Genomic DNA, 26,120 nt, shown 5'->3' with positions numbered 1-26,120 from the left:
AAGATTATTGTACAATAAGGAGGTGTCGGGCATGTCGAACAAATTTCTGGAAGACAGGGAATACTTTGAACAAGTCAAGAAAAGGTCTTTAGAGATGTTGCTTAAGGAATATGCGGATGATTCTGATCAAAAGCAAAGGGAAACACTTGCAGATTTGTTTGAAAGGCTTTTGAACACGATAATGCTTTCAGAGAGAAAGATATATCTTGAGACTGAGGAAGGGGACAAAGGGAACGGGAAGTATGAAAGGGATCTTTACAGCACGTATGGAATTTTGGAACTTGAAGTACCGAGGACGAGGAAAGGCGGTTTTAGGCCACATTTATTGAAGGAAAAGTACAAGAGGCTGGACGAATCGTATGTTAAGTTATTGGAATCGATGATAGCGAGTGGGTTTTCGGAGTCTGAGATAATGAGTGTTTTGAAGAGGTTAGGGTTACCATACTCGGAGAAGGAGCTTGAGAGGATAAAGGAAGGGTTGAAGGAAGAATTGAGATGGTTCAAGGAGAGGGAGCTACCGAGTGAGGCATTTGCGCTAATAATAGATGGTTACCACAGTGAGATAAGGGAAGAAGGGAAAGTAAGGTATGGGGTATGTTACATAGTATTGGGGATAGACATGGAGGGGAAGAAGGACATATACGGTTTGTACACGTATTTGGGTAAGGAGAGCAGGGTGGAATGGGGGAAGGTATTTGAGGATTTGGTGAGACGTGGCTTGAAGAGGGTGATGGTAGTAGTAAGCGACGATTTAAGTGGCTTAGGGGAGATAATAAGGATGGTATATCCATTAGCGGATCACCAGCTTTGTGTGAAGCATTTGAAGAGGAATGCGGATAGGCAAATGAAGCGAGAGGATGCGAAGGGGTTCAAGGAAGGGTTGGACGAATTGAAGAAACTCAGCTATGAAGAGGCATTAGGGAAGATGGGGAAGCTGCTTGAGAAGTACAAAGAGGAGTATCCGAGTTTTGTGAGATATTTGGAGGGTAAGAAAGAGAAATACGTGGCATATACGAAATATCCTGAGGAATTGAGGGGATACATATACACGACGAATGCGGTGGAGAGCATAAACAGCAAGATAGAGCGAGTAAGGATAAAAAGTGGGGGATATTTTGGGAGTGTTGAGCTATTGGAGTTAAGCGTGTATTTGCACAGGAAGAACCTGAGGGAGACAAAATGGAGGAACGGGATAATGAGGGTAAAGGGATGTATGTATGAGCTGAACCAGATGTTTCAACTGAGGTATTTTGTCCAGACACAAAATTCACCCTAAGTCTCCAAACCTCTCCAATAGTATCCTCTTCACCCATACCTTCAATGCTTCAAACTCCTTCTCCTCTAGCCCCCCTAATGCCGCTGCAAACTCCTTTAACCTACTCAGCAGTTCATCGAAATTTACATCCTGATCCAACAAAAATACTCCGCTTATCAAGTTCCTCAAACTTATCAGCTCTTCCTTACCATACCTGTTCACGTCTATCAAGATATACTTGAAATCCAATACATGCTCACCAAAAAGTTCGTACGAATCCAACATCTCTTTGTAACTCACCTTCGCTGTCCAATTACGCTTGCCGTTGTACAATACTATCGGTATTATCGCTGGTAAACTGAAATCTTTCTTTCTCATCTCCTTCTTTGCTGCATCTTTCAATATGCTCCTGTATATCTCAACCATGTACAATAGCAACCTGTATGGCATCGCATAGTCTACACTCGATTGCAACTCCAACAATATGTAGATTATTACCTGCTTACCTTTCAACTTAACTCTGTACACCAAATCTGCTTCTTTGTTTGAAAAGTCTTGGAGTATGAAGGATTTGTCGATCCTTACTATGTCTTGTTCATCGATGTATTTGACCCATTCTTCTTTGATGAAGCTCTGCAGCAGTTCAAGAAAGGTTTCTTTGTTTGAGAGAAGAAACTTGTATCCTTTGTCGTGTTGAAAGTGTGGTTTTTGGATTGGTTGGTTTTGGTTGTTTTCCACGTTTTGTGCTCCTTTCAGCACAATCTTTCTGAAGATATCTTACCACAACCACAAAAGATCGCTATGCCCAAGAGTGTGTCTAACCACCTTAGTACATGTTCCAATTTTACCGATCGTAATCGGCAAATTTGGACGTATTTACCAATTTATATTTGCGCATTCATGACAAAAGATCCTTTCACACGGAACTACTCAAGATTTCTTGATGGGTGATGCACAAAAATATTTCGGTTCTCGAACAAATGTTTTGGAAATCTTCAAAAAATTGCCAGATATCGTTGGGCAAAGGTTTTCATGGAATTCTTTGAGAGACATTTTTTCTGGAAGGATACAAAGTGAAGAAACGATTCAAAAGTATTTTCGAATACCTTGGCTATAGCTTTATTCTTGCAAACATCAAAATCCCAGTTTGGTTGTTCTTAGCTGTTGTTGATACGTAGCCCTCTACAATACGCAGATGATATAATTCTCCTGCAGATTTCTGAATGTTAACCGGGGTGATAGGTGTGAAAAAACACCTGTTGTGACGAGTTTGGAAGATATTATCAGAATCCTCAAAGAACATGAGCACGAAATAAGCGAAAAATACAGCGTTAAGAGAATCGGTGTTTTCGGATCTTTTGTGAAAGGAAAACAAAGCAAGAAAAGTGATGTTGACATACTCGTGGAATACGAACAACTGCCAGGTCTTTTGAAACTCATAGAGTTAGAGATGTACATAGAAGAACTTGTTGGCAGGAAAGTTGATCTTGTCGAGATAAACAGCTTCAGGAAGGAATTAAGGGATCGAGTATTGAAAGAGGTCGTGTATATATGAGCCTTCCAGCTACGCTATATATTCGAAGGATATCGTAGAAAGTATTGAGCATATTCAAGAATAACTTCATATCGATGTGACTGGGTAAGTCTTGTGTCTAATTCTTCAGAATTTATTATTGCAAAAATCAAATACAGAATTGTCCGAACTCCGCAAGATTCAACATGTGAACCTTAGTGTGGACTCGTAGAAACACACAACTGATTCAAACAGTTTTGATCTGTGAGTACTCTTAGTCTTCAAAAGACTCAACGATCTTTCCTTTGTGATTTCGTTCTTTTTGTCAACGCAGGTTAGTGATAGGGCATTCTAAATTTCCAGAATATTACAAGAGTTTTTCATAGAATCCCAGGATCTGATTTTCTAAAGAACCATGTTCTTCTATGAATTTTCTGTATTTCTCGGAATCATATTCTTGTGACAGGATCATTTCCACGGCCTCGTCGATATGATTGTAAAGAATGTATTCAGGATAATAGTCTCTTGCTACGTAAAAGTTATGCACAGCTGGTTTGATACCCTTTGCCATAGCCTCCATTATTGCTACTCCATATCCTTCAAGCCAACTTGTGGAAAGGAAGAAAGACTTATCTTCGAGCCAAGAATTAATATCATTTGTCCAAGTTTCAAAGATGAAATGAGATTTGAGATGCATTTCTTCAAGTATGTATAAAAGATATTCAAATAGTCTTTCGTCCTGAATCCTTCCAACCCAGTAAAATTTGTAGTCAGGTGAAATATCAACTAATTTCTTAAGTATTTGGACAACGAATTGAGGGTTTTTCTTATGGTTGAACAAACCAGCGAAAGCAATATTTTTTCGTGGTTCACGAACAGAATATTTGTACCTATTAAGGTTTATTCCATTATATACGATAGAATTACTTATTAAACCTAAAGCAGGACAATTTTGAATTGCTTTATCTTTTATGTGGTTTGCAACGAAGAAAATGTGATCAATCTTCTCCCACTTGATTTGCTTTAGCATATCTGGTAAGTAAGCTTCATATCCATGTAATCTCATTACTAACTTTTTATTCTTTTTCTCAAAATTGTTTGTGACAAAAACAGCCAGCTCATTACCCCATTCAAGCCACACGATGTCTGCCCAGTCGTAAGCTTGTTTTAATTCATTTGCGTTGTTTGAAACCACCAGCTTGGTCTCAAAGATGTTTTTGAAAACATCATAGATGTCCTTCAAAAAGTTGTCAAGTCCAGGAAGACATAAAATGGCAAGCTTTTCAGGTCTTCGAACTTCTTTGAAAGCTTCTTCGTAAATCTGAGAGTATTTATCATCCAACTCTTTCGCCTTTTTCAGGTAATAAAACGCCATTGGAACGTTTTTTAAACCGTTGCAGGCAACTGCCATGTAGAACCAATCATCGGCAGTCTTTTCCCAAATCCTTGTTGAATATCTCCAAGCTTCAAACCAGTTTTCTTCATCAAGGTATTTTTTAACAAGCCTTCTATATTCTTCGTCGTTCATTTGATCACCCCTTATAGAATGATTGATTTTCCAAAAGTTGTTCGATTGGAACGTCTTTTATCACTTTGGCTGGAACACCTGCGACGATTTTCCTTGCTGGAACGTTTCTTGTCACAACTGCGCCTGCTGCAACAAGTGCGTCTTCTTCAATTATGATTCCTGGCAGTATAGTTGCATTGGCTCCTATTCTTGCACCTTTTTTTACAGTTGGTCCTTTGAAATATTTCTTGCGTTCTTCAGTTCTTCCAAGGAAGTTGTCGTTGGTGAAGGTTACTTCCGGAGCTATGAAACAATAGTCTTCTATAATCGACATAGCCGTTATATAAGCTTCGGTTTCTATTTTCACATATTTTCCAATAACCGTTTTGTTTTCCACAGTTACACCACGACCGATGATGGTTTTTTCCCCGATGAAAACATCTTCCCTAATTGAGGCAAGATCTCCAACGAAAACAAAATTGGAAAGTTTTGCACCACGATATATGACACAGTTTGCACCTATTGTTACATAGTCGCCTATTTCAAGCGGTGGTAAGATTTTCTCTTCCGTTGTAGCAGAAGTTGAAGCTTTGAAAGGTTCTTTCCCGAGAACCGTGTTGTCGGCTATCACGCAATTTTTACCGATTTTTGTGTCTTTTCTTATGACAACGTTGTGACCAATAATGGCGTTATCACCTATTTCAACGTTGTCTTCAACAACCACATTGTATCCAAGCTTAACATTTTCACCGATTTTTGCAGTTGGAGAGATGAACATGTTACTCACTCCTTATGTTTTCTTCCATATGATTTTTCTGTTTCGGCTAAAGTTTATCCTACCTGCCGCTAAAGTCTTTGGAAAAGTTGCCGATATAAATATTGGAAACCCTGAGGCGCCCAGGGAAAACTAAAAGGTACCAGGAAGGTACCTGAAAGACAGACAGGGAGGTGTAGTTTAAATGAGGATTAATCACAACATAAGTGCGTTGAACGCTTGGAGAAGCATGAGTGAGACACAGTACAGCATGAGCAAAACACTTGAAAAACTTTCAAGTGGATTGAGAATCAACAGGGCTGGAGACGATGCAGCAGGATTGGCAATAAGTGAAAAAATGAGAGGTCAAATTCGCGGTTTGAACATGGCAATCAAGAACGCACAGGACGCAATATCTTTGATCCAAACAGCCGAAGGAGCATTGACAGAGGTTCATGCGATACTTCAAAGAATGAGAGAACTTGCAGTGCAAGCATCCACAGATACGAACACAAACGTCGATAGAGCCCAGATACAGGCAGAACTTGACCAACTGAGGGAAGAGATTGATAGGATAGCAAGGGTGACAGAATTCAACACGAAGAAACTGTTGGATGGAAAACTTGAGGGATTCAGGTGGAATCCAGATGCGAAGGTAGTTACGGGTGGAAATATCGATGTAAAACTTAGCGCTGTCTCATCAGCAGCAACTGAGGGAACATATGTTATAGAAGTCGGTCAATTCAGTTCAGTTGTCACAGCACAAATACAAGTGAGAATAGTTCATATTGATAGCACAGGTGCAATTGCATCAACGGCAATAGTATCTATTGGTGCCGGTTCTTATGAAATGAACGGTATAACATTCACATGGACAACAGGTCAATTTGACATTGATCAGTTCGGTGGAGCATTACCACAAGAAGCAGTTATAGACAGCGCAGTTGTAAGAGTTGAAGGAAGGTACACAGCTAACAATCAACTTGTATTCCAGATAGGTGCTAACGAAGGCCACAACATGATAGCAGGAATTGACGACATGAGTGCCGCAGCACTTGGTTTGTCAACCTCAACACTCAAAGTTGTCGGTGATACGGAAGTGGAGGCACAAGGAAATGCAGAAAGAACGATAATGGTAGTAGATGCTGCCATCCACAAAGTAAGCACAGCAAGAGCTCAACTTGGTGCTATCCAGAACAGATTAGAACATACGATAAGCAACCTTGGAGTAGCTGCAGAAAACTTGACGGCTGCAGAAAGCCGAATCAGAGATGCAGACATGGCGAAAGAGATGATGGAATTCACCAAACTGCAGATCTTGATGCAATCAAGCATGGCAATGCTTGCACAGGCAAACGTACAACCACAGGCTGTGCTGCAGCTAATGAGATAACAATAACAGCAAACAAAGGCGGGCGTTTGCCCGCCTTTTTCTTTTATAATAGCTTTGAGGTGATAAAATGGGACTTTTGAGCGTTGCGATGATTGTCAAAAACGAAGAGCACAACCTTGAAAGGGCTTTGAACAGTATAAAGGATGTTGTGGATGAAATTGTCATCGTCGATACAGGTTCAACGGATAGAACCGTTGAGATAGCAAAAAAATACACCGACAAAGTTTACTTTCATCCTTGGAAAAACGACTTTTCAGAGGCAAGGAATAATTCTTTGAAATATCCAACCTGTGAATGGGTTTTGATATTCGACGCAGACGAAGAAGCTTCTGAGGAATTTAGAAAAAACATAAGACAGTTTCTTCAAAGCCTGCCAAAGGATGTCAACACGGTGTATCTTCCAACGATAAGCTATCTTGATTGGGATTTTCAAAGAACAGAGGTTGCTTCGACTGCAAGGATATTCAGAAATGGAACGGTTTATTATGAAAACATCGTTCACAATCAAGCGATTTACAAACCAAAAGTTGTCAACGCAAATTTCCCGATCATTCATTATGGATACATTTGGACAAGGAAACTCAAAAAGCAAAAGTACGATCGAACAGCGACGTTAATTAGAGAACAACTTAAAGGTTGCAAAAGCGAGGGTGAAAAGCTTTACTATTTAGTTCAGCTTTACAAAACCGAGAAAACAGGTGGACCAAAACATTTGGCAGCACAGGTTGGATATGAAACTTACCTACTTTTGAGAAAAGTTTCAAAAATTCCTGCAATAGCTTTGGAGTTTGCATATATTTTCGGTTTGGAACTTGCAACGGCTGGACTATATGATATGGCTCAGGAACTGCTCGAATTGACCATACGTGTGGTACCGGAATATCCTGATCCATACTATGGAATGCTTTTTCTAAGTTACAAAAGGCAAGAGTGGGAAAAACTGCTTGAGTGGAGACGAAGGTTTATCGAGAAAACTGAAGAAGCGTCGAAAAACGTTGAAAAATTCTCTTGGACGATAATGTCTTTCAAAGAACTTGGTACGGCTGATCTTTTTGGTTGTCTTGCGGCTTTAAAGCTTGATGATTATGAAAAGTTCAACCAAATTGCTTTGAACTTGATATCTCAAGATGCTCCTGCTGCAAATCAAGCGATTGTTCAAGTTGTTTTGGACGAGGTGGCGGCGAAAGATATTGCAAAAGCCGTTGATGGATTAAAAGCCATTTTGCAGTACTGTTTGAAGAACAAAATGGCCGTCAAAGTGGATGGGCTTTTGGAAAAGATAGCGGAAAAGAAGGTTGAGTTTGATTTGAGTTTGCTTTTACAGTTCAATCTGAGCAGTTTTTCAAAACTTGTTCTTGAAAGAATGCAAACGGGGAAAGATCTTTTGCTTAAGTTTATAAACAACGGAGATCTTTTGGATATCGTTCAAAAAGAAAAGATAAGAGGGCTTATTTTTGTTTATTCTTTGCTTGAGGATAGTGAAAAAGAATCTTTCCTGAGAAATCTCACAGAACATGTTGAACAAGATGTTCTTGGTTGTGTTCATGCCTTGCTTGGGGATTTGTATTTGAAACAATCAAAGTTTTTGGATGCGATAAGAAATTATCGAAAAGCCATAGAACTTTTGCCAGAACTTCACAAATTTATAAAGCCAGTTACCGACGATTTGAAAACACGTCTTGATCCAACCATAGAAGGGGTTTACGACGAGCTTTATAAGTTTTACACGGAAAATTTAGAGCTTCCGATAGACGTTGGAAAGTATTGTCAAAACAAAGCAGATAAGCTTTATCTTCTTTCAGATTCGGATATTGCTTACTATGTTTCTGCGATCAACACGAAGGACGATGAAAAAAGAATTGAGCTTTTGCAAAAGGTAAAGGACATCGAAAAGTTTCCGATGTACTACTACAGGCTTGCAAAGTCTTACGAGAAAAAGGATAAAAAGAAAGCTTTCGAGCTTCACATAAAAGCTGTGGAGCACAACGAAAGGCTTGGGGATATAAGCTTTGGAGTTTATTCTTTCACAGGGCTTTATCCAAATTCTGTTTTTTCTTGGATGAAGGAAGATGATGAAATCGTTTGGGTTGGAAACATCAGCGAAAGGTTCAGCGGACTTGGGGTGATACATCCAGTCAGAGCTTGGAAGATGTCAAAGGAAGGCTTTATCTACGCATTGCCGTATCCATCAAACGACGCACTAAAAGAGTACAAAAGAAGGGAAAAGCAGAGTTATAAAACTTTATCTGTGTCGGTTAAAAAGCAAGATTTGTACGAACTTTTGTCGAAGTTTGGTTGGGAAGATTTGAAAGAATTTGAAAACCACCAAGAGTACGAGTCTGTGATGAAGGAACTTGGAATCGTCGTTGACGAAAAATCGGACAACCAAGTTTTGCTTTTGAATATAAACGAAGAATTCGATTTTGAAAAACTGTTGAAGGGAAAAAATGTTCTTTTGCTGCACGTTTTCCCAGACCTTTCAAACGAGCAAGATCCTACTTGGTTCTATCCTGCCTTCAGGTTGTTTTGGACCTTGCCGGCTTTGAAGAAGAAGTTGAAAAACTTGGGATATGAAGTTGTTGAAAACGGCATTTGTCAGTCTGGCTTAAGGTACGTTTTGGCAAAGCTTTGAGAAAAACAAAGCATACTGGAGTATACATGAAAGAAAATGAGCATAAGTGAGGTATCCTGGGGCTATTTTGGAGGTTTTGGGATTTTTTTGGTGAAATACACAGAAAAACACCCTTTGGCTTTGACGCGCGCGGTAGTATAATTAAATTGTGAAATAAAGAACAATTCGACTCGATATAGAGTTTCGACCTGTTTATAATTCTTCAACCTACGTGCGAAGGGAGGCTTTTTTATGGCTAAGTCTTTGTACGAACAAGCGCTTGAAGTCTTTCGAAATGCCGCGCGCGTGATGAACCTAGATCCAAACATAGCAAGATATTTGGAAAGACCACAGCGTACCATAATAGTTGAATTCCCCGTACTAATGGACGATGGAAGAGTGGAGATATTCACAGGGTACCGCTGCCAGCACAACACAGCAAGAGGACCAGCCAAGGGTGGTATAAGGTATCATCCAAACGTAACACTTGAAGAAGTTCAAACGCTTGCGTTCTGGATGACGTGGAAGTGTGCTTTGCTCAACCTGCCGTTCGGTGGAGGAAAAGGAGGAGTAAGGGTAGATCCAACCAAGCTTTCCAAAGGCGAGCTTGAAAGACTATCAAGGAGGTTCTTCTTCGAGATAGCAAACTTCATTGGACCAGAGAAAGACATACCAGCCCCAGATGTGAACACGAACGCTCAGGTGATGGCATGGTACCTTGACACTTACAGCATGCACGTTGGCTACATGGCTCCTGGTGTGGTTACAGGAAAACCCGTTGAACTTGGTGGATCTGTTGGAAGAAATGAGGCAACAGGGCGCGGTGTTGCAGTCATAGCCTCAGAGGCTTGTAAATACCTTGGAAAAGACATTTCAAAAGCAACCGTTGCAGTTCAAGGTTTTGGAAACGTTGGGTCATTCTCTGCAAAGATTCTTCAGGAGGATTACAAAGCAAAGATAGTGGCGGTAAGTGATATTTCAGCAGCTTACTACAATCCAGATGGAATTGACGTAAATGATTTGATTGCCTACAGAGATCAAAACAACGGTTTGATCAAAGGTTATCCAAAGGCTCAGCCAATCAAACACGAAGAGCTTTTGGAACTTGACGTTGACATACTCATTCCGGCAGCGTTGGAAAACGCTATAACTAAAGAGAACGCTCCAAACATCAGGGCAAAGCTGATCGTTGAGGGTGCAAATGGTCCTGTTACACCGGAAGCCGATAAGATACTGCTTGAAAAAGGTGTAACGATAATCCCAGACATTCTTGCAAACGCCGGTGGAGTTACAGTTTCATACTTTGAGTGGGTGCAAGACTTGCAGTTCTTCTTCTGGGACCTTGACGATGTGAGAAACAAACTTTCCAAGATGATGAGAGCTGCTTTTGCTGAAGTTGCCAAAGTGAAAGAAAAGTACAACACTGACTTTAGAACAGCTGCCTATATACTTGCCATCGATAGAGTTGCGCAGGCAGTTAAGCTAAGAGGAATATACCCATAAAAAGATAAACTTTCAAAATACAAGGCGCACCAATTGGTGCGCCTTTTTTTTAATTAACATTCTAAGGAATAATTTGAAACTTCTCATGTTTAGCAGACTTTCTCTTCTCATTTTTATTCTCTTTTCACGAATTGGTTTTGATTATTTTTGGGAAATTTTTGTACCAAAAAAGTACTTTAAACGACAAGTATCGATTTGTTGAAAATTTCTGAAAGCACTTCACAATCTCTACCAAACGTGGTATATGTTATTCCAAACAAAAAAATTATCTTCTAGAATTTGCAGATCATCTCTACAGATCTGCTTTGGTTGTTGTCGCCCTATTATGTTGACTTAGCTGTTATATATGGTTGTTTGAAATAAAACATATATAGTTTCCTAAATCTTTGTGAAGGGAGGTTAAGTTTGATGGAAGCAACTTTGCGTGAAGAAGAAAGATCTTTGTATCAACAGGCTCTTAAAGTTTTCTATCGCGCCGCCTACGTGATGGAACTTGATCCAGAAATCGCCAAGATCTTAGCAGTTCCTGAAAGAAGTCTTACTGTTCGCTTTCCAGTTGTTATGGACGATGGAAGAATTGAAGTTTTTACAGGTTATCGTTGTCAGCACAGTACAATTCTTGGTCCGGCCAAGGGTGGGGTCAGGTATCATCCAGATGTCACACTTGATGAGGTTGAGACTCTTGCTTTTTGGATGACTTGGAAATGTTCCTTGATGAACCTTCCGTACGGTGGAGGAAAAGGTGGAGTTAAAGTTGACACGACAAAACTTTCTCCGCGCGAATTTGAAAGGTTATCCAGAAGGTTCTTTTACGAAATATCGGACATAGTTGGCCAGTTTAGAGATATTCCTGCACCAGATGTTAGAACGAATTCTCAGGTCATGGCATGGTTTGTTGACACATACAACAAAACAATGAGGCGTTATGAACCAGGTGTCGTCACAGGAAAACCTGTGGAAATTGGTGGTTCCCTTGGTAGGGATGAAGCAACAGGAAGAGGACTTGCCGTAGTGACTGCAGAAGCATGTGAGTATTTGGGTATCGACATATCGAAAGCAACTGTGGCAGTTCAAGGTTTTGGAAATGTTGGATATTTCTCGGCGAAGATTCTTCAACAAGAATATGGAGCCAAAGTAGTTGCGATAAGTGCATCAACAGCTGCACTTTACAATCCAAATGGAATTGATGTTGAAGATTTGATGAATTATAAAATGCAAAACAAAGGTTCACTGGTTGGATATCCGAAAGCACAACAGATTTCCCACAAAGAACTGCTTGAGCTGAATGTGGATATCCTTGTTCCTGCGGCGTTGGAAAATGCTATTACCGAGGAGAATGCTGACAATGTTAAAGCAAAGATAATTGCAGAAGGTGCAAACGGCCCTGTCACGCCGGAAGCTGATAAAATACTAAATTCAAAGGGAATTTTGGTGATACCAGACATTCTTGCAAATGGAGGAGGAGTTACTGTTTCGTACTTTGAGTGGGTTCAAAATGTGCAGTGTATACGCTGGGAGTTGGAAGAAGTTAGAAATAAGCTTGCAAAAAACATGAAAGCGGCTTTTGCTGAAGTGGTAAAAGCAAAGCAAAAATATGGCACCGATCTAAGAACGGCTTCTTACATAGTAGCGATAGGTAGGGTTGCCACCGCCTTGAAACTCAAAGGAATTTATCCATAAATTTTAAGGCGCACCAAACGGTGCGCCTTTTTCAAGTGAGTTTGTCCAACTTATTTGTGGTTTGTTCAAGCAGCGATTTGTAAGCGTTTAAGCCGGTTTGACCTTGCTTTGATTGTTTTGCCTGCTGGGATATTTGTTCCATGAGGTGTTTTATCTTTTCCATTCTATTTTGGTCGGCTTGAAAGATCTTCTTAGCAAGCTCAACCGGTATGTCTGTAAATTTTTCCAAAATGAGCTTTCTTTCGTCCAAAAGAGTTGACATTTCTTCGAATCTTTCTTCTTCCAAAAGTTGATCCAGTTGTTCTTCGATTTCAAGAAGTCTTTTCACCAGTTGCTCGTCAAAAGCTTGCATTCTTCACCTTCTTTCAGCTTCAAGGAAAAATCTCCTTCAACAGGATGATGGAAAACCTTTAGTTCGACTAAAGGTACTAGGAAAAACTGGCGGTTCAAAAGATCGTAGTGTGGAATCGTAAGGTTTTGCGTTTCAAACACTATGTTTCCATAAAGCAGTATATCCAAATCTATAGTCCTTGGTCCCCACTTTTCGGTTCTAACCCTTCCAAGAATTTTTTCTATTTCAAGCAGATTTTCAAGCAACCTTGTTGGTGTTAGAGTTGTTTCAACTTCGACAACGCAGTTGAGAAAATCTGGCTGATCTGTTTTACCGTACGGTTTTGTTTCGTAGATCGAAGATTTTCTCACAATTTGAATTTGACGTTTTTCCATGAGCAAACAGGCATTTTGAATGTTTTTCAACCTATTTTCAAGGTTTGAACCGATTCCTATGTAAATTCCACCTGTTGTTTTTTCAAGGACAACTTGTGCGACGACGACAAAATCGTGCGAAATGGAAACATGAGCAAGGTTAAAGCCTTCAAAGTCTTTGTGCAATATCAACACAGGTTTGCCAAGTTTGTTGTGGATAAATTCAACGTCCTTAAAAAAACAGTTTCTCAACCCTGTTCCAAGTGCTTTGAAAAAGGCTTCCTTTGCCGCAAAACGTGAGGCAAGATAGGTTTTCTTATCCTTTGTTTTTTCAAACTCTTGCTTTTCGTGCGGTCCAAGGATTTTGTCTGCGAGTTTTTCATCGACTCGCTCGATTCTCAACACGTCAACGCCTATTCCAAAGATCATACTGGATAAACTGGCTCACCTATTTCTTCGATTAACTTGAAGTCGACTTTCAACTCTTGCATATACCTTTTTTGCAGATATCTTTTTCCAATATCTCCAAGGATGATGTAGATCAAAACATCTTCGTCGGATTTGGCTAACAGCCCAAGTTCTTTTCTTGCCTTTTCAACTTCAGGTTCGATGATTTCCCCAGGTCTTACGTCTATCGGTTTTTCATCGCCAAGTATTTTTTTGACAAGCTCTGGATCGATTGGAGCTGGTGGCCTACCGTACAATCCCTTGACGTAGTCTTTCACTTCTCTTGTGACCTTCGAGTACCTTTCACCGGTCATAACGTTTAAAACCGCTTGTACTCCAACTATTTGGCTGGTCGGGGTCACCAGCGGAGGATATCCTAAGTCTTTTTGGACTCTTGGAATTTCTTCCAAAACTTCTTTGAGTTTGTGAAGCATTTTTTGCTCTTGAAGTTGTTTGATCAGGTTGGAGTACATTCCCCCAGGGACTTGGGCATAGAGAATTTTTGGATCTATCGTGACCATTTTGACATCGAAAGCAGAATACTTTTCACGAACCTTTGTGAAGTGGTCGATCAAAAAGTTTAAAACGTCCCAGTTTATGGGTGGAACTTCGCCGGATTTGCTCAAAGTGTAGTAAAAAGGTTCAAATGGTGGTTGAGAAGTTCCAAGTGCGAATGGTGACAAAGCAGTATCAATGATATCTGCCCCAGCCATTATAGCTGCTTGATAACTTGCTATTGCAAAGCCGCAGGTGCAATGAGAGTGAACGTCAACCGGCAGAGAGAAGTTTTTCTTCAAAGCGCTGACAAGTTCGTAAGCGGTTTTTGGATCCAAAAGTCCTGCCATATCTTTTATGCACAATGAATCAACACCAAGGTCAACCAATTTTTTGGCATATTCGACGTAATATTCAAGGGTGTGTACAGGGCTGACTGTGTACGAAATTGCTCCTTGTACATGTGCTTTATTCTTTTTTGCTTCATCGATTGCAACAATTAGGTTTCTTTCGTCGTTCAAAGCGTCAAAAACTCTTATTATGTCAATACCATTTTCTACAGCTTTTCTTACAAACAATCTAACGGTATCATCAGCATAATGCCTGTATCCAACCAAATTTTGCCCGCGCAAAAGCATTTGAAGTTTTGTGTTTTTAATTTTTTCTCGAATCTTTCTAAGCCTTTCCCATGGATCTTCGTTTAAAAATCTCACAGCCACATCAAAGGTTGCTCCACCCCATACTTCCATTGAATAAAAACCCATTTGATCCATCGCTTCAAGAGCTGGTAGCATGTCCTTCGTTGACATTCTTGTGGCTATCAAAGATTGATGGCCGTCTCTCAAAGTTGTATCGACAAATTTCATTCTTTCACCTCCGAAAAGTACCTGATAAGCTCTAGCGCTATTTTCACCCTCGGTTCAAAGGTGTCCAAAAGCGCGAATTCTTGCTCTGAATGGAATTTACCTCCGCAGATTCCAAGGCCGTCCAAAGTCGGTACGTTAGCTTGTGAGAAAAAGGCGCTGTCTGCACCACCGCTGGAATGTTCAAATTCAACGTTTATTCCAAGCTTGTTTAATACCTTTTCAACGGCTTCCTTCATCTTTGGATGAAGGGTCATCGAAGGACGGCTTTCTTCAAACTCGATTTGACAGCTTGTTCCAGGGACAGTTGTTTCAGAGCATATTTTTTCAAGAGCCAGCTTGCATTTTTCGAAATCATTTCTTTCAAGGTAGCGAATATCAAAGTAAACTTTGCAGGAATCTGGCGTTATGTTCGATTTTTCACCGCCGTTTATCAAAGTGGGGTTGAGTGTAACAGAACCGAATTTGCCGTTGAGCGAGTATATTTGATCTATCTTCCTTGCGGCTTCCAAGATGGCATTTGCACCTTCGTGCAACCTTGCTGCATGCCCTTTGATACCTTTAACATAAAGGTTTGTAGGAACAATACCTTTTCTAGTTAGAATCAATGATCCGTTTTCTCCACCAGGTTCGAAGGAAAGGCAACACAGACTTTTTTCGGCGTAGGCATAGAAGGTTTTCCTGCTGGCTTTTGATCCAAGTTCTTCGTCGACGTTCATAATTATGCAAAGGTTCTTTACTCCACTTTTCACAGCTTCTTCTGCCACCTTCAAAAGGACGATAATTCCACCTTTCATGTCTGCAACGCCTGGTCCATAGGCAATTGAATCAACTACTTTGAAAGGTCTTTTGGATGATTCGCCTTCCTTAAAAACAGTGTCTAGATGGCCTATCAAAGTTATGTATGGGGGTTCGCCTAAAATGGCAACATGAGCGGCTTCTTCTTGGTGAGCTGAAAAACCTAATTTCCTAAGTTCATCAACAACAAAGCTTGTTCTAGCAAGTTTTGTCGAATAATCTATATCAAAGCCGGTATCTGTGTTAACCAATCTTTCATAGAGTTCTATCAAACGTTTTTCCATATTTTTCACCTTAACTCATTTTACAACTTTTTCATTACAAACCGAGTTCCTGCAACACTAAAATGATCTTAATTCTTCCAGGAAGATTGTAAGAATCGTTTATAACATGAAAATGTCTGCATATTCTCTGTGGGGAAGCACAATCTTCACAAATACCTGTGGTTGCACAGGGAGTTGAAAGCGACAGCCTTTTTGCGTTCATCGGCGCAATGTACCGTATTCTTTCGCGTGCTTCTTGTAAATCCTTCACAATTTTGTTTGCGCTGACAACCAAGATAACGTTCTTAGGACCAAAGGTCACAGCTGCCACTCTGTTTCCAAATCCATCCATGAAGACAAGTTCTCCGTCCAAAGTTATTGCGTTTGCACTGCAAAGGTAATAATCACAACTCATTGCTTCAAGTTCAACCTTTCTTCTGTCTGGAGCGTTGTACCTATCCAAAAATTTGTACTTTCCGCTTCTAAGTAAGTCCAATATTCCTGTTTCAACCAAAGTGACAGATCCGCCAGAGCTGACAACACTTCCTTCTGGGATTAAACTTTCAACTATCTGTTTAGCTTCAGCGGCATCCTTTGCTATGTAGACTTCAAACTTTTTCCTTTCAAGAATCGGTTTTATCTTTTCGCAAAGTTTTTGATACTTGAACTGGTAAAGTTGTTCTCTCACACAATTCACCTCCGAATGTTTTTGTTCCTAAGACTATCATAATATAAATTGCTGAAATACATGGACAAAAGCTGGTCGACTCACTTTTGTATCTTGTACAATAATATGTTGAATAAGCATACAAAATTTTGTATAATATGGAGGGGATGGGTGATGAGAAAGGTTCATCCGTTGTTAAAACCGTTGATACCAATAACAAAAGGGTTGGCCGCGATGCTCGGTCCAGATTACGAAATAGTTTTGCACGATGTTTCTGATCCGGAGCATTCAGTTATCGCCATCGAAAACGGTCATGTGACCGGTAGGACCGTTGGATCACCGTTGACGGATTTTGGTTTGTATCTTCTAAAGTCTCCAAAATTCAAGGATGTTGACTACATAGCCAACTACATGACCACGACTTCGGATGGAAGGATTTTAAAATCCACCACGATTTTCATAAGGGATGAAAGCGGAAAAATCATAGGTTTTCTGTGCATCAACTTCGACACCACAAAGCTTTCCATCTGTAAGCAGATGATAGACCAAGCTTTGACCTTTCAAACCCTTGAAGAACTGACGGGCGCCGAACATGAAAGTTTTGCAAAAAAAGTTGATGAACTACTTTTGGAAGTCATAGACGAGGTTAAAAAGAAAACGGGTAAACCACTGAGGTTTGCCACCAAGGAGGAGAAAATAGAAGTTATACGAAAGCTCGATGAAAAAGGCTTTTTCTTGCTCAAAGGAGCGGTTGAAGCGTTGGCAAAAGAGATGGGAAATTCGAAGTTCACAATTTATGCTTACCTTCGTGAGGCAAGGTCGAAAAAGAACGCAATGTTGTAAAAGGAGGGTTTTTGAATGAAAATTGTTTCAACTGATCAGGCACCGAAAGCAATAGGTCCTTACTCACAAGCAGTGGAAGTCAACGGGTTTGTTTTTGTTTCAGGGCAAATACCAATCGATCCTGCCACAGGTCAACTCGTGGATGGGGATATCAAAAAGCAAACGGAAAGAATTTTTGAAAACATCAAAGCCATATTGAAAGCCGCTGGATGTGATCTCAGCAACGTCGTCAAGGCAACGGTTTTTGCGACAGACATAAACGATTTTTCGCAGATCAACGAAGTTTATTCCAAGTATTTCGACCAGCATAAACCGGCCAGATCCTTCGTACAAGTTTCAGCGCTTCCAAAGGGTGCAAAAGTCGAAATTGAAGTAATAGCCTTCAAGGGTGATAAAAATGGTTGAGCCTTACTCGAGTGGTTTGTTGAAAGAAGATCCCTACGCCAAAAAAGTTGTGATCATGGCAAGAGTGGTGGCAGTGTTAAGGGGAAAGCTGGAAAACAGAAAACTTTCTTTGATACCCATGCCTTCAAGAGCTTTGAAAAGGTATGAAATACACGAGTTAATAGTCACCGATGAACAGGAAGCAGCACCGGGAAAAGAGGTCAACAAAATAGCTTACCTTGCGTTTGTTGAAATTTTAAATCCCGGTGTGGCTGTTGTGGGTGACAAAGTAATCCTTCAAGATGGAAAAACCGTTGGAAGAATCGCTGGTTTTGATGAAACGCACATGCCAAACCATGAAAACATAGTTATCAAAGTGGAAAAGCGTATGAGTGGGGAAGAAATGGGGATCAACGTCGATGATTTGATAATTTTCCTAAAGGAGTGAGGTGAGAAGAATGCAAAAGTACAGGTACCATCTTTACAAGAACTTGAAGTTGGCAATGCCAAAGATACTTGAGGAAGCGAAAAAGGCTGCCGACGAAATTGGTATACCTCAAGAACTGAGAGGAAAGTTTGGTCTCACTGGAGCAATTTCAGGGTGCCATGGTCTATTGACAAAAGAAGTGGATGAAGCCATAAGTGCAGTCGCAAGAAAGGTTATTCCAAATAAAGTCTTTGCCGATGAGATAAGGGATATTGTCAAAGATTACTATGGGGACGACTACGATGCACTTTTAGTGAGCACATGCGAAGCGGCTTTGTGGCTTTCTTTTGATGTTTTGGTTGCACCACCTTTGACTGGTAGGGGAGACAAGTACAGAAGCCGCTACATAATCCCGTACGAAAGACACATTCACCACCACGGTGGGTATGGAAGGCCTGTGCCACCTTACTACAAAGATGTTTTTGCCGACAGAGGATGTACTGCCGGTGAGCTTGGATTTTATGGCAAAAGGCTTGAAAACGTCGATGTGGTCATCGTTCCAATGGCTGGGGCAAGGTACACGGTTCACGGCATAAAATATCATCCTGCAGTTCTTTTGAGCGGTGTGAATGCGATTGAAACCGCCAAGAGAATCGAGCAAGCTGCTGAGAGGTACATCGACACGTTGGCAGGTTTCAGCAGCCTTGGCTATGACACAGTCGGTTATGGTTATGGAGAAAAAGCCGAAGATGGCGCACCATTGCTTCAAAAGAAAATCGGTGAGCTTGCTGAAAAGTACAACGTTCCTTACATAGTTGACAACGCATGGGGTCTTCCATTCATAGGAACGGATCCAAGAAAAATCGGCGCATGGGTTATGACTTACAGCATGGACAAAGCAGCAGGTGCACCAACCTGTGGATTGATCATAGGAAGAGAAGATGTGATGGTTTCCTTGAGAAGAGCTATGGGTACGCACGGTGACAGGTATGGAACTTGGTCTTCTTACGGTAAAGCAGCCTACGTCACCTTCGATCCTGGTAAAGAAGCTTTGGCAGGAGCTATAGCCGCTTTGAAGGTCTTGAAAGAAAGGGCTGACAAAATCAAAGCATCCGTTGACAAGTTGTACCAGATAACCGTTGAGGAGTTCGACAAGCTCGACAAGAGGATCAGACCCATTTTCAAAATTTCCAAAAGTTACAACTCCGCTGCCGTGGAGATCAACTACGACGACTGTTGGGAAAAAGGTGTTCCATTCCCGATATTCACGATCGAAGACATGTACGCCGGAACGAACATACTGCAGGTCGGAACGGATGCGATGGGAATAATACAAACCATCGCATACGATGGTAACATTTTCATATCCCTCGGGCTTGGTACAACGGATGAAAATGGGGATATAATCGAGGAAACAACAAGGCTTGCGGTCAGAGGTTTGGTTAAGTTGATAGAAATAGTTGCAAAGTACGCGGAGTTGATTTGATGGTTGCTGAAGGAATTTTGATGAACAAGATTCCTTTCACAAAAATGAATGGCGCGGGTAATGATTTTATAGTTTTCGACAATCGAGACGGCATTCTCGATAACCTAGATCTTAAAGCCTTTGTGAAGAAAATCTGCGATCGAAGGTTCTCACTCGGAGCCGATGGAGTACTTGTTTTGGAAAATTCCAAAATTGCAGATTTTTCGATGAGATATTTCAACAGCGATGGATCTGAAGCTGAGATGTGTGGCAACGGAGCAAGATGCATTGCAAGGTTTGCATATTTAAAAGGTGTTGCAAAGGAAAAGATGATCTTTGAGACTAAAGCAGGACTTTACGAAGCTGAAGTTGTGGAAGATCGCGTCCGGGTTAAATTCCCGGACGTGGATCTTTCAAAGATTCAACTTGATCAAAGTTATAAATTTTCAGAGGAATTGGAGAAATACCACTTTGCGACTGTCGGTGTTCCGCACACGGTTTTCTACGTGGACGATTTTTCAAACTTGACGCATGAAAAAATTGTTGAGCTTGGCAGAAAAGTCAGATATTGCACCGAAATTTTTCCAAAAGGAGCAAATGTCAACTTTGTCAAGGTGATCGATGAAAACACCATAGCCGTTCGAACTTACGAAAGAGGGGTAGAAGATGAAACCTACGCGTGTGGAACAGGAGCTGTGAGTTGTGCAATTGTTTCAACTTTGCTTGGAAAAGTTAAACCACCGGTTGTTGTGAAAGTTCTTGGTGGAACACTCAAGGTTCACTTTAAAATCGAAGGTCAAAAGACAACTGAGATCTTTTTGGAAGGCGATGCAAGGGTCGTTGCAGAAGGATATATTCTGCCAGACGGTTGGAGTTGGTAAAAGTCATAAAGAAAAAAACTTATTGAAAGGGGGATGATACCTTGCGTAAGCCAAAAATAGTGGTTGTCGGTGGAGGGTGGGGAGGTTGTGCGGCTGCAGCTGCGGCTGCTAAAGCTGGTGCCGAGGTAACACTTTTAGAAAGAACGGATATGCTTTTGGGAACAGGATTAGTTGGGGGAATCTTCAGAAACAACGGAAGATTCACAGCTGCAGAGGAAATGCTTGCGATGGGTGCGGATATATTCACCGTGATGGACAACTGTACAACACACAAAAACGTCGAATTTCCTGGGCACAAGCATGCAAGTCTTTACAACGTTTACAAAATCGAACCAGCCGTGAGGTCTTATTTGACAGAACTTGGTGTCAAAATCATGACGAATGCAAGAGTTATCGATGCAGCTAAAGAAGGCAACAAAATAAGATGTGTTGTCGTTGAAAACGTTGGTCCAGTTGAAGGAGATGTCTTTGTCGATGCGACTGGTACGTCAGCTGTCCCAGCAAATTGTACAAAGTACGGCAACGGCTGTGCTATGTGCATATTAAGGTGTCACAGTTTTGGACCAAGGATAAGCATAACGACAAAAGTTGGAGTGGAAGAGTGGGTTGGTAAAAAGTCTGATGGTACAGTTGGCGCAATGAGTGGATCGTGCAAGCTTTGCAAAGATTCCATCGATCCACAAATTGTAAAGGAGCTTGAGGAAAAAGGTTGTGTGGTAATACCTATTCCAGAATCGGTCAGAGAAGAAGAGAAATTGCTTTCAATGAAAGCTTGCCAACAGTATGCACTTAAGGAATTCATTGAAAACCTCGTTTTGCTCGATACTGGTCCTGCGAAACTTATGGTTCCTTTTTTCCCACTTGAAAGACTAAGAAAAATACCGGGAATGGAAAAGGCAAGGTATGAGGATCCAATTGCAGGCGGAAAAGGAAATTCTATGAGATTCTTCGGTTTTGCCAATTGCAATACGCACCTTCAGGCTATTGGTCCTGTTGATAATTTGTTCTGCGCTGGAGAAAAAGCAGGAGCCATGGTCGGTCACACCGAAGCCATAGTCACAGGTACCCTGGCTGGTCACAACGCAGTTAGAAAAGCTATAGGTGAGAAGTTGTTGGAGTTGCCGTGGGAATTGGCTGTAGGAGATTTTGTGAACTATGTGATAGGTGAGATGAAGAAAGAAGAAGGACGTCAGTACAAGTACACCTTTTCAGGATCAATTTACTTTGAAAGAATGAAGGCTAAAGGTTTGTACACTACAGATGTTCAAGTTATTCGCGAGAGAGTTAAAAAAGCCGGATTACAATCAATTTTCAACACCAAATTAGTTTAAGGGGGTATTTCAGATGGTGGAACTTACCTTAGCTCATTGGCTTTATTTGTTCTTCATGGCGGCAGTTGTCGTGACAATGTTTCTACGCAAAGATACGCCTCTTATCTGTTTGATTGGTGCATTGTGCGTCGCCTGGGCAGTCACAAAATCCTTTATAGGGGCTGTTCAAGCGGTTTTCAACGCGATTGTCGTCACAGCAGTTGAGCTGATGGGCATTGTTGTGGTAATCTCCCTGATGGTTGCGCTCTCCAAACAAATGGAAAGAAGTGGAGCAGCAGCAGTCTTGATAAGTATCCTTGGTAAACCAATCAAAGGCCCAAAGTCAGCATTTTGGTTTGTTGGAATAATCACAGCTATTCTTGCGCTCTTCATATGGCCAACACCGTCTGTAGCTCTTCTTGGTAGTTTGTTGGTTCCTGTTGCCGTCAGCGCGGGACTTTCCCCCGTTGCAACAGGTGTTTCCATCGCAATCTTTGCGTATGGTATCTCTTTGACAACAGATTTTGTAATTCAAGGTGCACCAACTTTGACGGCAAAAGCAGCTGGAATTAGCGTTGGACAAGTTATGAGTGCAATGGTTCCGTTGATCATCACTTGGGCGGTTATTGCTATTCCGTTGACCTATTTCTTCACAATGAAGGCCAACAAAGGGTATGATCCAAAGAAAGACATAGAGATATTTGGCGAAAGCATACTCAAGGATAAGAATTTGAAGCATTCCACTTTGGCAAAAGTCGAGGCTGTTGTTGTGGCGTTGACCTTCCTTGTGAATATCATCTTAATGCTCGCATTGAAACTCAGAGGTGGAGATGCAACGGCGTTGCTCGGTGGTTCTGCCGCTTTGTTGCTTGTTGTTTTCACATTGATTCAGTACAAGTCGGAAGGACTTGAGGTGGGTGTTGAATTTCTCAGAGATGGTTTCATGTTTGGAGTAAAGATATTTGCACCTGTTTTTGCAATCGCGGCTTTGTTCTATATGGGTGGAGGTCCGGCAAAAGCAATATTTGGAGAATCTGGAAGAGAGCTACTCTTTGATCTGTGTAAAGCGCTGGCTCAAAAAGTTCCTTTGAATCGATTCGCTGTGGCGCCAATGCAGGCAGTCATTGGTGCAATAACAGGTCTTGATGGTTCGGGATTTTCCGGTTTACCACTCATGGGTACTTTGGCTGGTGGGTTGAGCGTTGCTGCAAAAGTTAGAGCCGATGTACTTGCAGCACTTGGGCAACTAACAGCGGTCAATACCGGTGGTGGAACAATTGTACCATGGGCGTTGATTGCGGTTGCTGGTGTTACAAAGACAAGACCAGAAGAAATCGCTAGAAAGAACTTTGTGCCTGTGGTTCTTGGATTTGTTGGAGCAACTATAGTTGCCATGATTCTCATGTAGTAAATCAGGGGGGCATACGCCCCCCTTTTCATGAGGTGATGAAGATGGACTTTTCAAGATTTGTAATAGACGGAATAGATTTGGAAACAACCTTACTTGCCGAAAGTGAAGATCAAGCTCGAGAACTTGGATTGAGTTTGATGAAATCTCTTGGTTTCAAAGATGTGGATGTTGTTTTTGTAGAGCACAACGGCTTTGCAGCCAGAATTAGGTTGAGGGCTTACGTTTACAGGCCGGGCGATAAGTACCAATGGTTTGAAGGAGAGGATTTGCGATGAAGATAGTTTTGGTACCCTTGGACCCTGTTCACGATGTTGCAGTTAAAATTCTCAGAAGGATTTTTTCAGAGCGTGGGCATGATGTGGTGCTTCTTCCTCCGGATATGAAGCTTGAAGAAGTTGTTGAAATATGTTTGAAGGAAAACCCAGATTACATAATGGTCAGCAGAACCGTAGGTTACAACGCTGCCGAAATACTTGGAAGATTCATCGATTTGATAGATGCTGCTGGTTTGAGGAAAAAGTGCAAGGTGGTGGTTGGGGGAAAGGCAGTTACACCGCAGTTGGCGGCTGAGCTTGGGTATGACGCCGGATTTGGTGAAAAAACAAAGTGGGAAGAGGTTATAGAATTTGTCGAAGGAAGAACGGTTGAAAAGAAGGAAGAGATTGTTAAAAAGAAAAAGTTTGACATAACACAAGGTTATTCGTACAAAGTAAAAGATTCAGCCTTTGAAGAATTGCTTGAGAAGATAACATCTCAGATATTGAATTGGGCCGAGAGAAGGACCAGCCCTGGTGTGGAAAGGGCTAAGATAAGAGAAAGAATTTTTGAAGGGGAAGATTTGACGCAAGATTATTTGAAGTTGTCGGACGATTTGGTCAGGGAGTTTTACAAAAACAACGTTTTACCAAAGCATGTTCGGTTGATTTCACAAGACGAATACGAAAGGTTCAAAGAGAACTTGATGAAGGTAAAAATAGAACCGAAGTCCTTGAGACATGTTGGCGAAAAACCGTTGGTTTTTGTTCAGTACGGTACAGGATGTCCATTCATGGATGCAATGCACATAAAAGTAAGCGAAGCTTGGGGGGCGGATGGTGTTCTTCACTTTGACCCTTCTTGGGGAGCAAGGTGTGAGGGATTTCTTTCTGGACTTCTTGCACATGAAGAGGATGGTTCGATCATCACCTTTGAGAATTTGAAGATTATAAAATCCGTTTTAGAAGAATCGACGTTGTGGTGTGTTCGAGCACACAGAGGATTGAACACACCTGAAACAGTTGTTCTTGCTGCTAAAGCAGGGGCTGATTTGACGAAGATCAACATGGTCTATGGTTCTTTGAATGGAGGCACAGACCCGGAGAGACTGACCGTCGATGGGGTTTATGCTATCAAATTGGCAGCACGTTATGGAATGCCGTTTGACATTCCAACAAACGAAGAACTCGGGGGAGTTCCAGCTCACAAGGCTTTTGCGGGAATGCTTGTGGTTGCGTACCTTGGTGTAAAACTTGGTGCAAAACCAATTTTGAAACCTTTGTTCTGTTATTCGCCGGATGTCATGATAAACAAGTACATGGAAGACAACTACATTGATTACAATGCGGGAAAGGTGTTTGCTTTAAGAGATATAATCGATGCGCCGATTTGGCCAGGTGAACCGATTGGTTTTATGACGCACACGGAAGACAGGGTTCAATCTGCCATGACGACGGCTTTACACGCTGCACTCGCCAAATCGTTGAATTTGGACGCTATAACAATTGCTTCCACAGACGAAGCTTACGCGAGGGGAGCGATAACAAGCTCAGCAAGAATTGACACTTTGAGAGCCGTTGCGGAAGCTTTCAGATTCTTTGGACAGGCAAGTATAGAACCAACCAAACAAGCTTTTGAGGACGCTGAAATGATAAAGCAAGGAATATACGATACTTTGAAAAAAGTTGCAGAACGAGGAGACTTTGTGGCCTCGTTGTACGAAGGACTTTTTGGAACAAGAGAAGAAGGTGCAAATCCAGGAAGAAACGGCAGAGGAACGGTAAGACTATGTTGACGATAGGAATACTTGGCACGGCAAAAAATACAGGTAAAACAACGACTTTAAACGTTGCTTTGAAATGCCTTTCGAATTTAAAGTTGGCAGTAACGAGTATAGGTTTTGATGGAGAAGATTTTGACTTTGTAACTGGCCTACCAAAGCCAAAGATTTTCGTTGAGGAAGGCTGTTTGGTTGTTACAAGTGCAAAGGCAGCAAAACATTCTACGGCAAAGTTGGAGTTTTTAAAGTCTTTAAGCTTCAAAACTCCAATGGGTGAAGTTGGACTTTACAAGGTCAAAGAAACTGGCACGGTTGTTTTGGTTGGACCAAGCTCAAGCCAAGATTTGTTGACTGCGTTGAAAGAAGTTCAAGAGTATAACGTTGACGTTTTTTTGATAGACGGTGCGGTGAATAGGATGATGCCTTTTCAACATGTCGATTACGTTGTGATCGCAACAGGTGCAGCCAAAAGTACAGATTTAGAAGAGCTTTTTTTGGAAATGAAAGTATTCGTGAAAGTCTTTCAATTGCCCGCAGTCAAGGAAAAACCAACGATTCGTGGTTTGGTGACTTTGCAAAAACTTTTAGAATCAAGGGATGAATCAATTGTCGTTGAATCTCCGTTTCATCTTCTTTTATCCGCTGAGCCAAAGATGCTTGACGGGGTTTTGGATACGGTAAAAATATCGCTATCAAGAAAGCCAAAGCTTTTATGCATAACGGTTAATCCATGTTATCCCGAAAAAAGGTTTGACGATTACAAACTTTCCAAGGTCGACTTAACGCCGTTGGTCTCGAAGTTGAGGACTTCGTTGGGTATAATTACAGTTGATGTGGAGCAGAATGAAAACGAGTTTTGTAGGTTATTAACTCGTGTTGTTGAGAGAAACGGGGGTGTGGAAAGCTGAAA

General features: G+C 41.3%; 24 protein-coding genes. 16 read left to right on the top strand and 8 right to left on the bottom strand.

Annotated features, from left to right (window positions below):
• Positions 1 to 46: 46 nt before the first annotated feature.
• Positions 47 to 1,276 carry an IS256 family transposase gene (locus tag THETH_RS06870; RefSeq protein WP_041446485.1) on the top strand — a complete coding sequence of 410 codons (1,230 nt, stop codon included), beginning with the start codon at positions 47 to 49 and terminating at the stop codon, positions 1,274 to 1,276.
• Here THETH_RS06870 and THETH_RS06865 read toward each other — a convergent pair.
• Complete coding sequence (locus THETH_RS06865; protein ID WP_013932630.1) at positions 1,268 to 1,993, bottom strand: Rpn family recombination-promoting nuclease/putative transposase; 726 nt, start codon at positions 1,991 to 1,993, stop codon at positions 1,268 to 1,270. The two genes, THETH_RS06870 and THETH_RS06865, sit on opposite strands and share 9 nt — an antisense overlap.
• A 523-nt stretch (positions 1,994 to 2,516) precedes the next feature.
• Here THETH_RS06865 and THETH_RS06860 point away from each other — a divergent pair.
• Positions 2,517 to 2,810, top strand: a complete 294-nt coding sequence (locus THETH_RS06860; protein WP_013932629.1) for a nucleotidyltransferase family protein — start codon at positions 2,517 to 2,519, stop codon at positions 2,808 to 2,810.
• A gap of 325 nt (positions 2,811 to 3,135) precedes the next feature.
• On the opposite strand, the gene THETH_RS06855 is transcribed toward THETH_RS06860, so the two are convergent.
• Positions 3,136 to 4,296 (bottom strand): glycosyltransferase, encoded by a 1,161-nt coding sequence (locus THETH_RS06855; RefSeq protein WP_013932628.1) that lies wholly within the window; start codon positions 4,294 to 4,296, stop codon positions 3,136 to 3,138.
• Positions 4,297 to 4,300: 4 nt separating this feature from the next.
• Positions 4,301 to 5,053 carry an N-acetyltransferase gene (locus THETH_RS06850; RefSeq protein ID WP_013932627.1) on the bottom strand — a complete coding sequence of 251 codons (753 nt, stop codon included), beginning with the start codon at positions 5,051 to 5,053 and terminating at the stop codon, positions 4,301 to 4,303.
• A gap of 181 nt (positions 5,054 to 5,234) precedes the next feature.
• Between THETH_RS06850 and THETH_RS06845 the strand changes: the two genes are divergently transcribed.
• From THETH_RS06845 to THETH_RS06830, 4 genes are all read left to right on the top strand, one after another.
• Positions 5,235 to 6,422 carry a flagellin N-terminal helical domain-containing protein gene (locus THETH_RS06845; RefSeq protein ID WP_013932626.1) on the top strand — a complete coding sequence of 396 codons (1,188 nt, stop codon included), beginning with the start codon at positions 5,235 to 5,237 and terminating at the stop codon, positions 6,420 to 6,422.
• A gap of 67 nt (positions 6,423 to 6,489) precedes the next feature.
• On the top strand, positions 6,490 to 9,054 hold the full coding sequence (locus tag THETH_RS06840) for a glycosyltransferase family 2 protein (RefSeq protein ID WP_013932625.1): 2,565 nt from the start codon (positions 6,490 to 6,492) through the stop codon (positions 9,052 to 9,054).
• Positions 9,055 to 9,285: 231 nt separating this feature from the next.
• On the top strand, positions 9,286 to 10,536 hold the full coding sequence (locus THETH_RS06835) for a Glu/Leu/Phe/Val family dehydrogenase (RefSeq protein WP_013932624.1): 1,251 nt from the start codon (positions 9,286 to 9,288) through the stop codon (positions 10,534 to 10,536).
• Positions 10,537 to 10,944: 408 nt separating this feature from the next.
• Complete coding sequence (locus THETH_RS06830) at positions 10,945 to 12,216, top strand: Glu/Leu/Phe/Val family dehydrogenase (RefSeq protein ID WP_013932623.1); 1,272 nt, start codon at positions 10,945 to 10,947, stop codon at positions 12,214 to 12,216.
• A gap of 31 nt (positions 12,217 to 12,247) precedes the next feature.
• Here the strand turns inward: THETH_RS06830 and THETH_RS06825 are convergent, their stop codons facing one another.
• The 5 genes from THETH_RS06825 to THETH_RS06805 are packed head-to-tail and all read right to left on the bottom strand — an operon-like array spanning position 12,248 to position 16,475.
• Entirely contained in the window at positions 12,248 to 12,568 is a 321-nt protein-coding gene (locus tag THETH_RS06825; protein WP_013932622.1) for a hypothetical protein, read from the bottom strand.
• Entirely contained in the window at positions 12,541 to 13,350 is an 810-nt protein-coding gene (gene folK / locus THETH_RS11090) for a 2-amino-4-hydroxy-6-hydroxymethyldihydropteridine diphosphokinase (RefSeq protein ID WP_013932621.1), read from the bottom strand. Before folK ends, THETH_RS06825 begins: the two co-directional genes overlap by 28 nt.
• Positions 13,347 to 14,729: a pyruvate carboxylase subunit B gene (locus tag THETH_RS06815; protein WP_013932620.1), complete on the bottom strand. Its 1,383-nt coding sequence runs from the start codon at positions 14,727 to 14,729 to the stop codon at positions 13,347 to 13,349. Before THETH_RS06815 ends, folK begins: the two co-directional genes overlap by 4 nt.
• The gene (locus THETH_RS06810) at positions 14,726 to 15,808 is read right to left on the bottom strand and encodes a M20/M25/M40 family metallo-hydrolase (protein ID WP_013932619.1); all 1,083 of its coding nucleotides are present in this window, start codon (positions 15,806 to 15,808) and stop codon (positions 14,726 to 14,728) included. The genes THETH_RS06815 and THETH_RS06810 overlap by 4 nt, the downstream gene beginning before the upstream one ends.
• A gap of 34 nt (positions 15,809 to 15,842) precedes the next feature.
• Entirely contained in the window at positions 15,843 to 16,475 is a 633-nt protein-coding gene (locus tag THETH_RS06805) for a lactate utilization protein (RefSeq protein WP_013932618.1), read from the bottom strand.
• 153 nt (positions 16,476 to 16,628) lie between these two features.
• On the opposite strand from THETH_RS06805, the gene THETH_RS06800 reads away from it, so the two are divergent.
• From THETH_RS06800 to THETH_RS06755, 10 genes are read left to right on the top strand one after another with little or no spacing between them, the layout of a single operon-like run.
• The gene (locus THETH_RS06800) at positions 16,629 to 17,297 is read left to right on the top strand and encodes a helix-turn-helix transcriptional regulator (RefSeq protein WP_013932617.1); all 669 of its coding nucleotides are present in this window, start codon (positions 16,629 to 16,631) and stop codon (positions 17,295 to 17,297) included.
• Between the two features lie 15 nt (positions 17,298 to 17,312).
• On the top strand, positions 17,313 to 17,702 hold the full coding sequence (locus THETH_RS06795; protein ID WP_013932616.1) for a RidA family protein: 390 nt from the start codon (positions 17,313 to 17,315) through the stop codon (positions 17,700 to 17,702).
• On the top strand, positions 17,695 to 18,129 hold the full coding sequence (locus THETH_RS06790) for a DUF6917 domain-containing protein (protein ID WP_013932615.1): 435 nt from the start codon (positions 17,695 to 17,697) through the stop codon (positions 18,127 to 18,129). The genes THETH_RS06795 and THETH_RS06790 overlap by 8 nt, the downstream gene beginning before the upstream one ends.
• A 10-nt stretch (positions 18,130 to 18,139) precedes the next feature.
• A complete protein-coding gene (locus tag THETH_RS06785) occupies positions 18,140 to 19,594 on the top strand; it encodes an aminotransferase class V-fold PLP-dependent enzyme (protein WP_013932614.1) in 1,455 nt (484 codons plus the stop codon).
• Positions 19,594 to 20,454 (top strand): diaminopimelate epimerase, encoded by an 861-nt coding sequence (dapF, locus tag THETH_RS06780; protein ID WP_013932613.1) that lies wholly within the window; start codon positions 19,594 to 19,596, stop codon positions 20,452 to 20,454. Before THETH_RS06785 ends, dapF begins: the two co-directional genes overlap by 1 nt.
• Before the next feature lie 41 nt (positions 20,455 to 20,495).
• On the top strand, positions 20,496 to 21,785 hold the full coding sequence (locus THETH_RS06775; RefSeq protein ID WP_013932612.1) for an FAD-dependent oxidoreductase: 1,290 nt from the start codon (positions 20,496 to 20,498) through the stop codon (positions 21,783 to 21,785).
• Between the two features lie 13 nt (positions 21,786 to 21,798).
• A complete protein-coding gene (locus tag THETH_RS06770) occupies positions 21,799 to 23,172 on the top strand; it encodes a transporter permease (RefSeq protein WP_013932611.1) in 1,374 nt (457 codons plus the stop codon).
• 44 nt (positions 23,173 to 23,216) lie between these two features.
• Positions 23,217 to 23,450 carry a hypothetical protein gene (locus THETH_RS06765; protein WP_013932610.1) on the top strand — a complete coding sequence of 78 codons (234 nt, stop codon included), beginning with the start codon at positions 23,217 to 23,219 and terminating at the stop codon, positions 23,448 to 23,450.
• Positions 23,447 to 25,225, top strand: a complete 1,779-nt coding sequence (locus tag THETH_RS06760) for a cobalamin B12-binding domain-containing protein (RefSeq protein ID WP_013932609.1) — start codon at positions 23,447 to 23,449, stop codon at positions 25,223 to 25,225. The genes THETH_RS06765 and THETH_RS06760 overlap by 4 nt, the downstream gene beginning before the upstream one ends.
• Entirely contained in the window at positions 25,219 to 26,118 is a 900-nt protein-coding gene (locus THETH_RS06755; RefSeq protein ID WP_013932608.1) for a hypothetical protein, read from the top strand. Before THETH_RS06760 ends, THETH_RS06755 begins: the two co-directional genes overlap by 7 nt.
• Positions 26,119 to 26,120 lie beyond the last annotated feature (2 nt).

The organism is Pseudothermotoga thermarum DSM 5069 (genome assembly GCF_000217815.1).
Lineage (GTDB): Bacteria > Thermotogota > Thermotogae > Thermotogales > DSM-5069 > Pseudothermotoga > Pseudothermotoga thermarum.
Note: the sequence above shows the minus strand (reverse complement) of the source record. Positions and strands in the feature narration are given on the sequence as shown.

Excerpts from the sequence above, each read along its gene's own strand:
- THETH_RS06855 (WP_013932628.1), bottom strand. The coding sequence starts at position 4,296 with ATGAACGACGAAGAATATAGAAGGCTTGTTAAAAAATACCTTGATGAA.
- THETH_RS06850 (WP_013932627.1), bottom strand. The coding sequence starts at position 5,053 with ATGTTCATCTCTCCAACTGCAAAAATCGGTGAAAATGTTAAGCTTGGA.
- THETH_RS06845 (WP_013932626.1), top strand. The coding sequence starts at position 5,235 with ATGAGGATTAATCACAACATAAGTGCGTTGAACGCTTGGAGAAGCATG.
- THETH_RS06840 (WP_013932625.1), top strand. The coding sequence starts at position 6,490 with ATGGGACTTTTGAGCGTTGCGATGATTGTCAAAAACGAAGAGCACAAC.
- THETH_RS06835 (WP_013932624.1), top strand. The coding sequence starts at position 9,286 with ATGGCTAAGTCTTTGTACGAACAAGCGCTTGAAGTCTTTCGAAATGCC.
- THETH_RS06830 (WP_013932623.1), top strand. The coding sequence starts at position 10,945 with ATGGAAGCAACTTTGCGTGAAGAAGAAAGATCTTTGTATCAACAGGCT.
- THETH_RS06825 (WP_013932622.1), bottom strand. The coding sequence starts at position 12,568 with ATGCAAGCTTTTGACGAGCAACTGGTGAAAAGACTTCTTGAAATCGAA.
- folK (WP_013932621.1), bottom strand. The coding sequence starts at position 13,350 with ATGATCTTTGGAATAGGCGTTGACGTGTTGAGAATCGAGCGAGTCGAT.
- THETH_RS06815 (WP_013932620.1), bottom strand. The coding sequence starts at position 14,729 with ATGAAATTTGTCGATACAACTTTGAGAGACGGCCATCAATCTTTGATA.
- THETH_RS06810 (WP_013932619.1), bottom strand. The coding sequence starts at position 15,808 with ATGGAAAAACGTTTGATAGAACTCTATGAAAGATTGGTTAACACAGAT.
- THETH_RS06800 (WP_013932617.1), top strand. The coding sequence starts at position 16,629 with ATGAGAAAGGTTCATCCGTTGTTAAAACCGTTGATACCAATAACAAAA.
- THETH_RS06795 (WP_013932616.1), top strand. The coding sequence starts at position 17,313 with ATGAAAATTGTTTCAACTGATCAGGCACCGAAAGCAATAGGTCCTTAC.
- THETH_RS06790 (WP_013932615.1), top strand. The coding sequence starts at position 17,695 with ATGGTTGAGCCTTACTCGAGTGGTTTGTTGAAAGAAGATCCCTACGCC.
- THETH_RS06785 (WP_013932614.1), top strand. The coding sequence starts at position 18,140 with ATGCAAAAGTACAGGTACCATCTTTACAAGAACTTGAAGTTGGCAATG.
- dapF (WP_013932613.1), top strand. The coding sequence starts at position 19,594 with ATGGTTGCTGAAGGAATTTTGATGAACAAGATTCCTTTCACAAAAATG.
- THETH_RS06770 (WP_013932611.1), top strand. The coding sequence starts at position 21,799 with ATGGTGGAACTTACCTTAGCTCATTGGCTTTATTTGTTCTTCATGGCG.
- THETH_RS06765 (WP_013932610.1), top strand. The coding sequence starts at position 23,217 with ATGGACTTTTCAAGATTTGTAATAGACGGAATAGATTTGGAAACAACC.
- THETH_RS06760 (WP_013932609.1), top strand. The coding sequence starts at position 23,447 with ATGAAGATAGTTTTGGTACCCTTGGACCCTGTTCACGATGTTGCAGTT.
- THETH_RS06755 (WP_013932608.1), top strand. The coding sequence starts at position 25,219 with ATGTTGACGATAGGAATACTTGGCACGGCAAAAAATACAGGTAAAACA.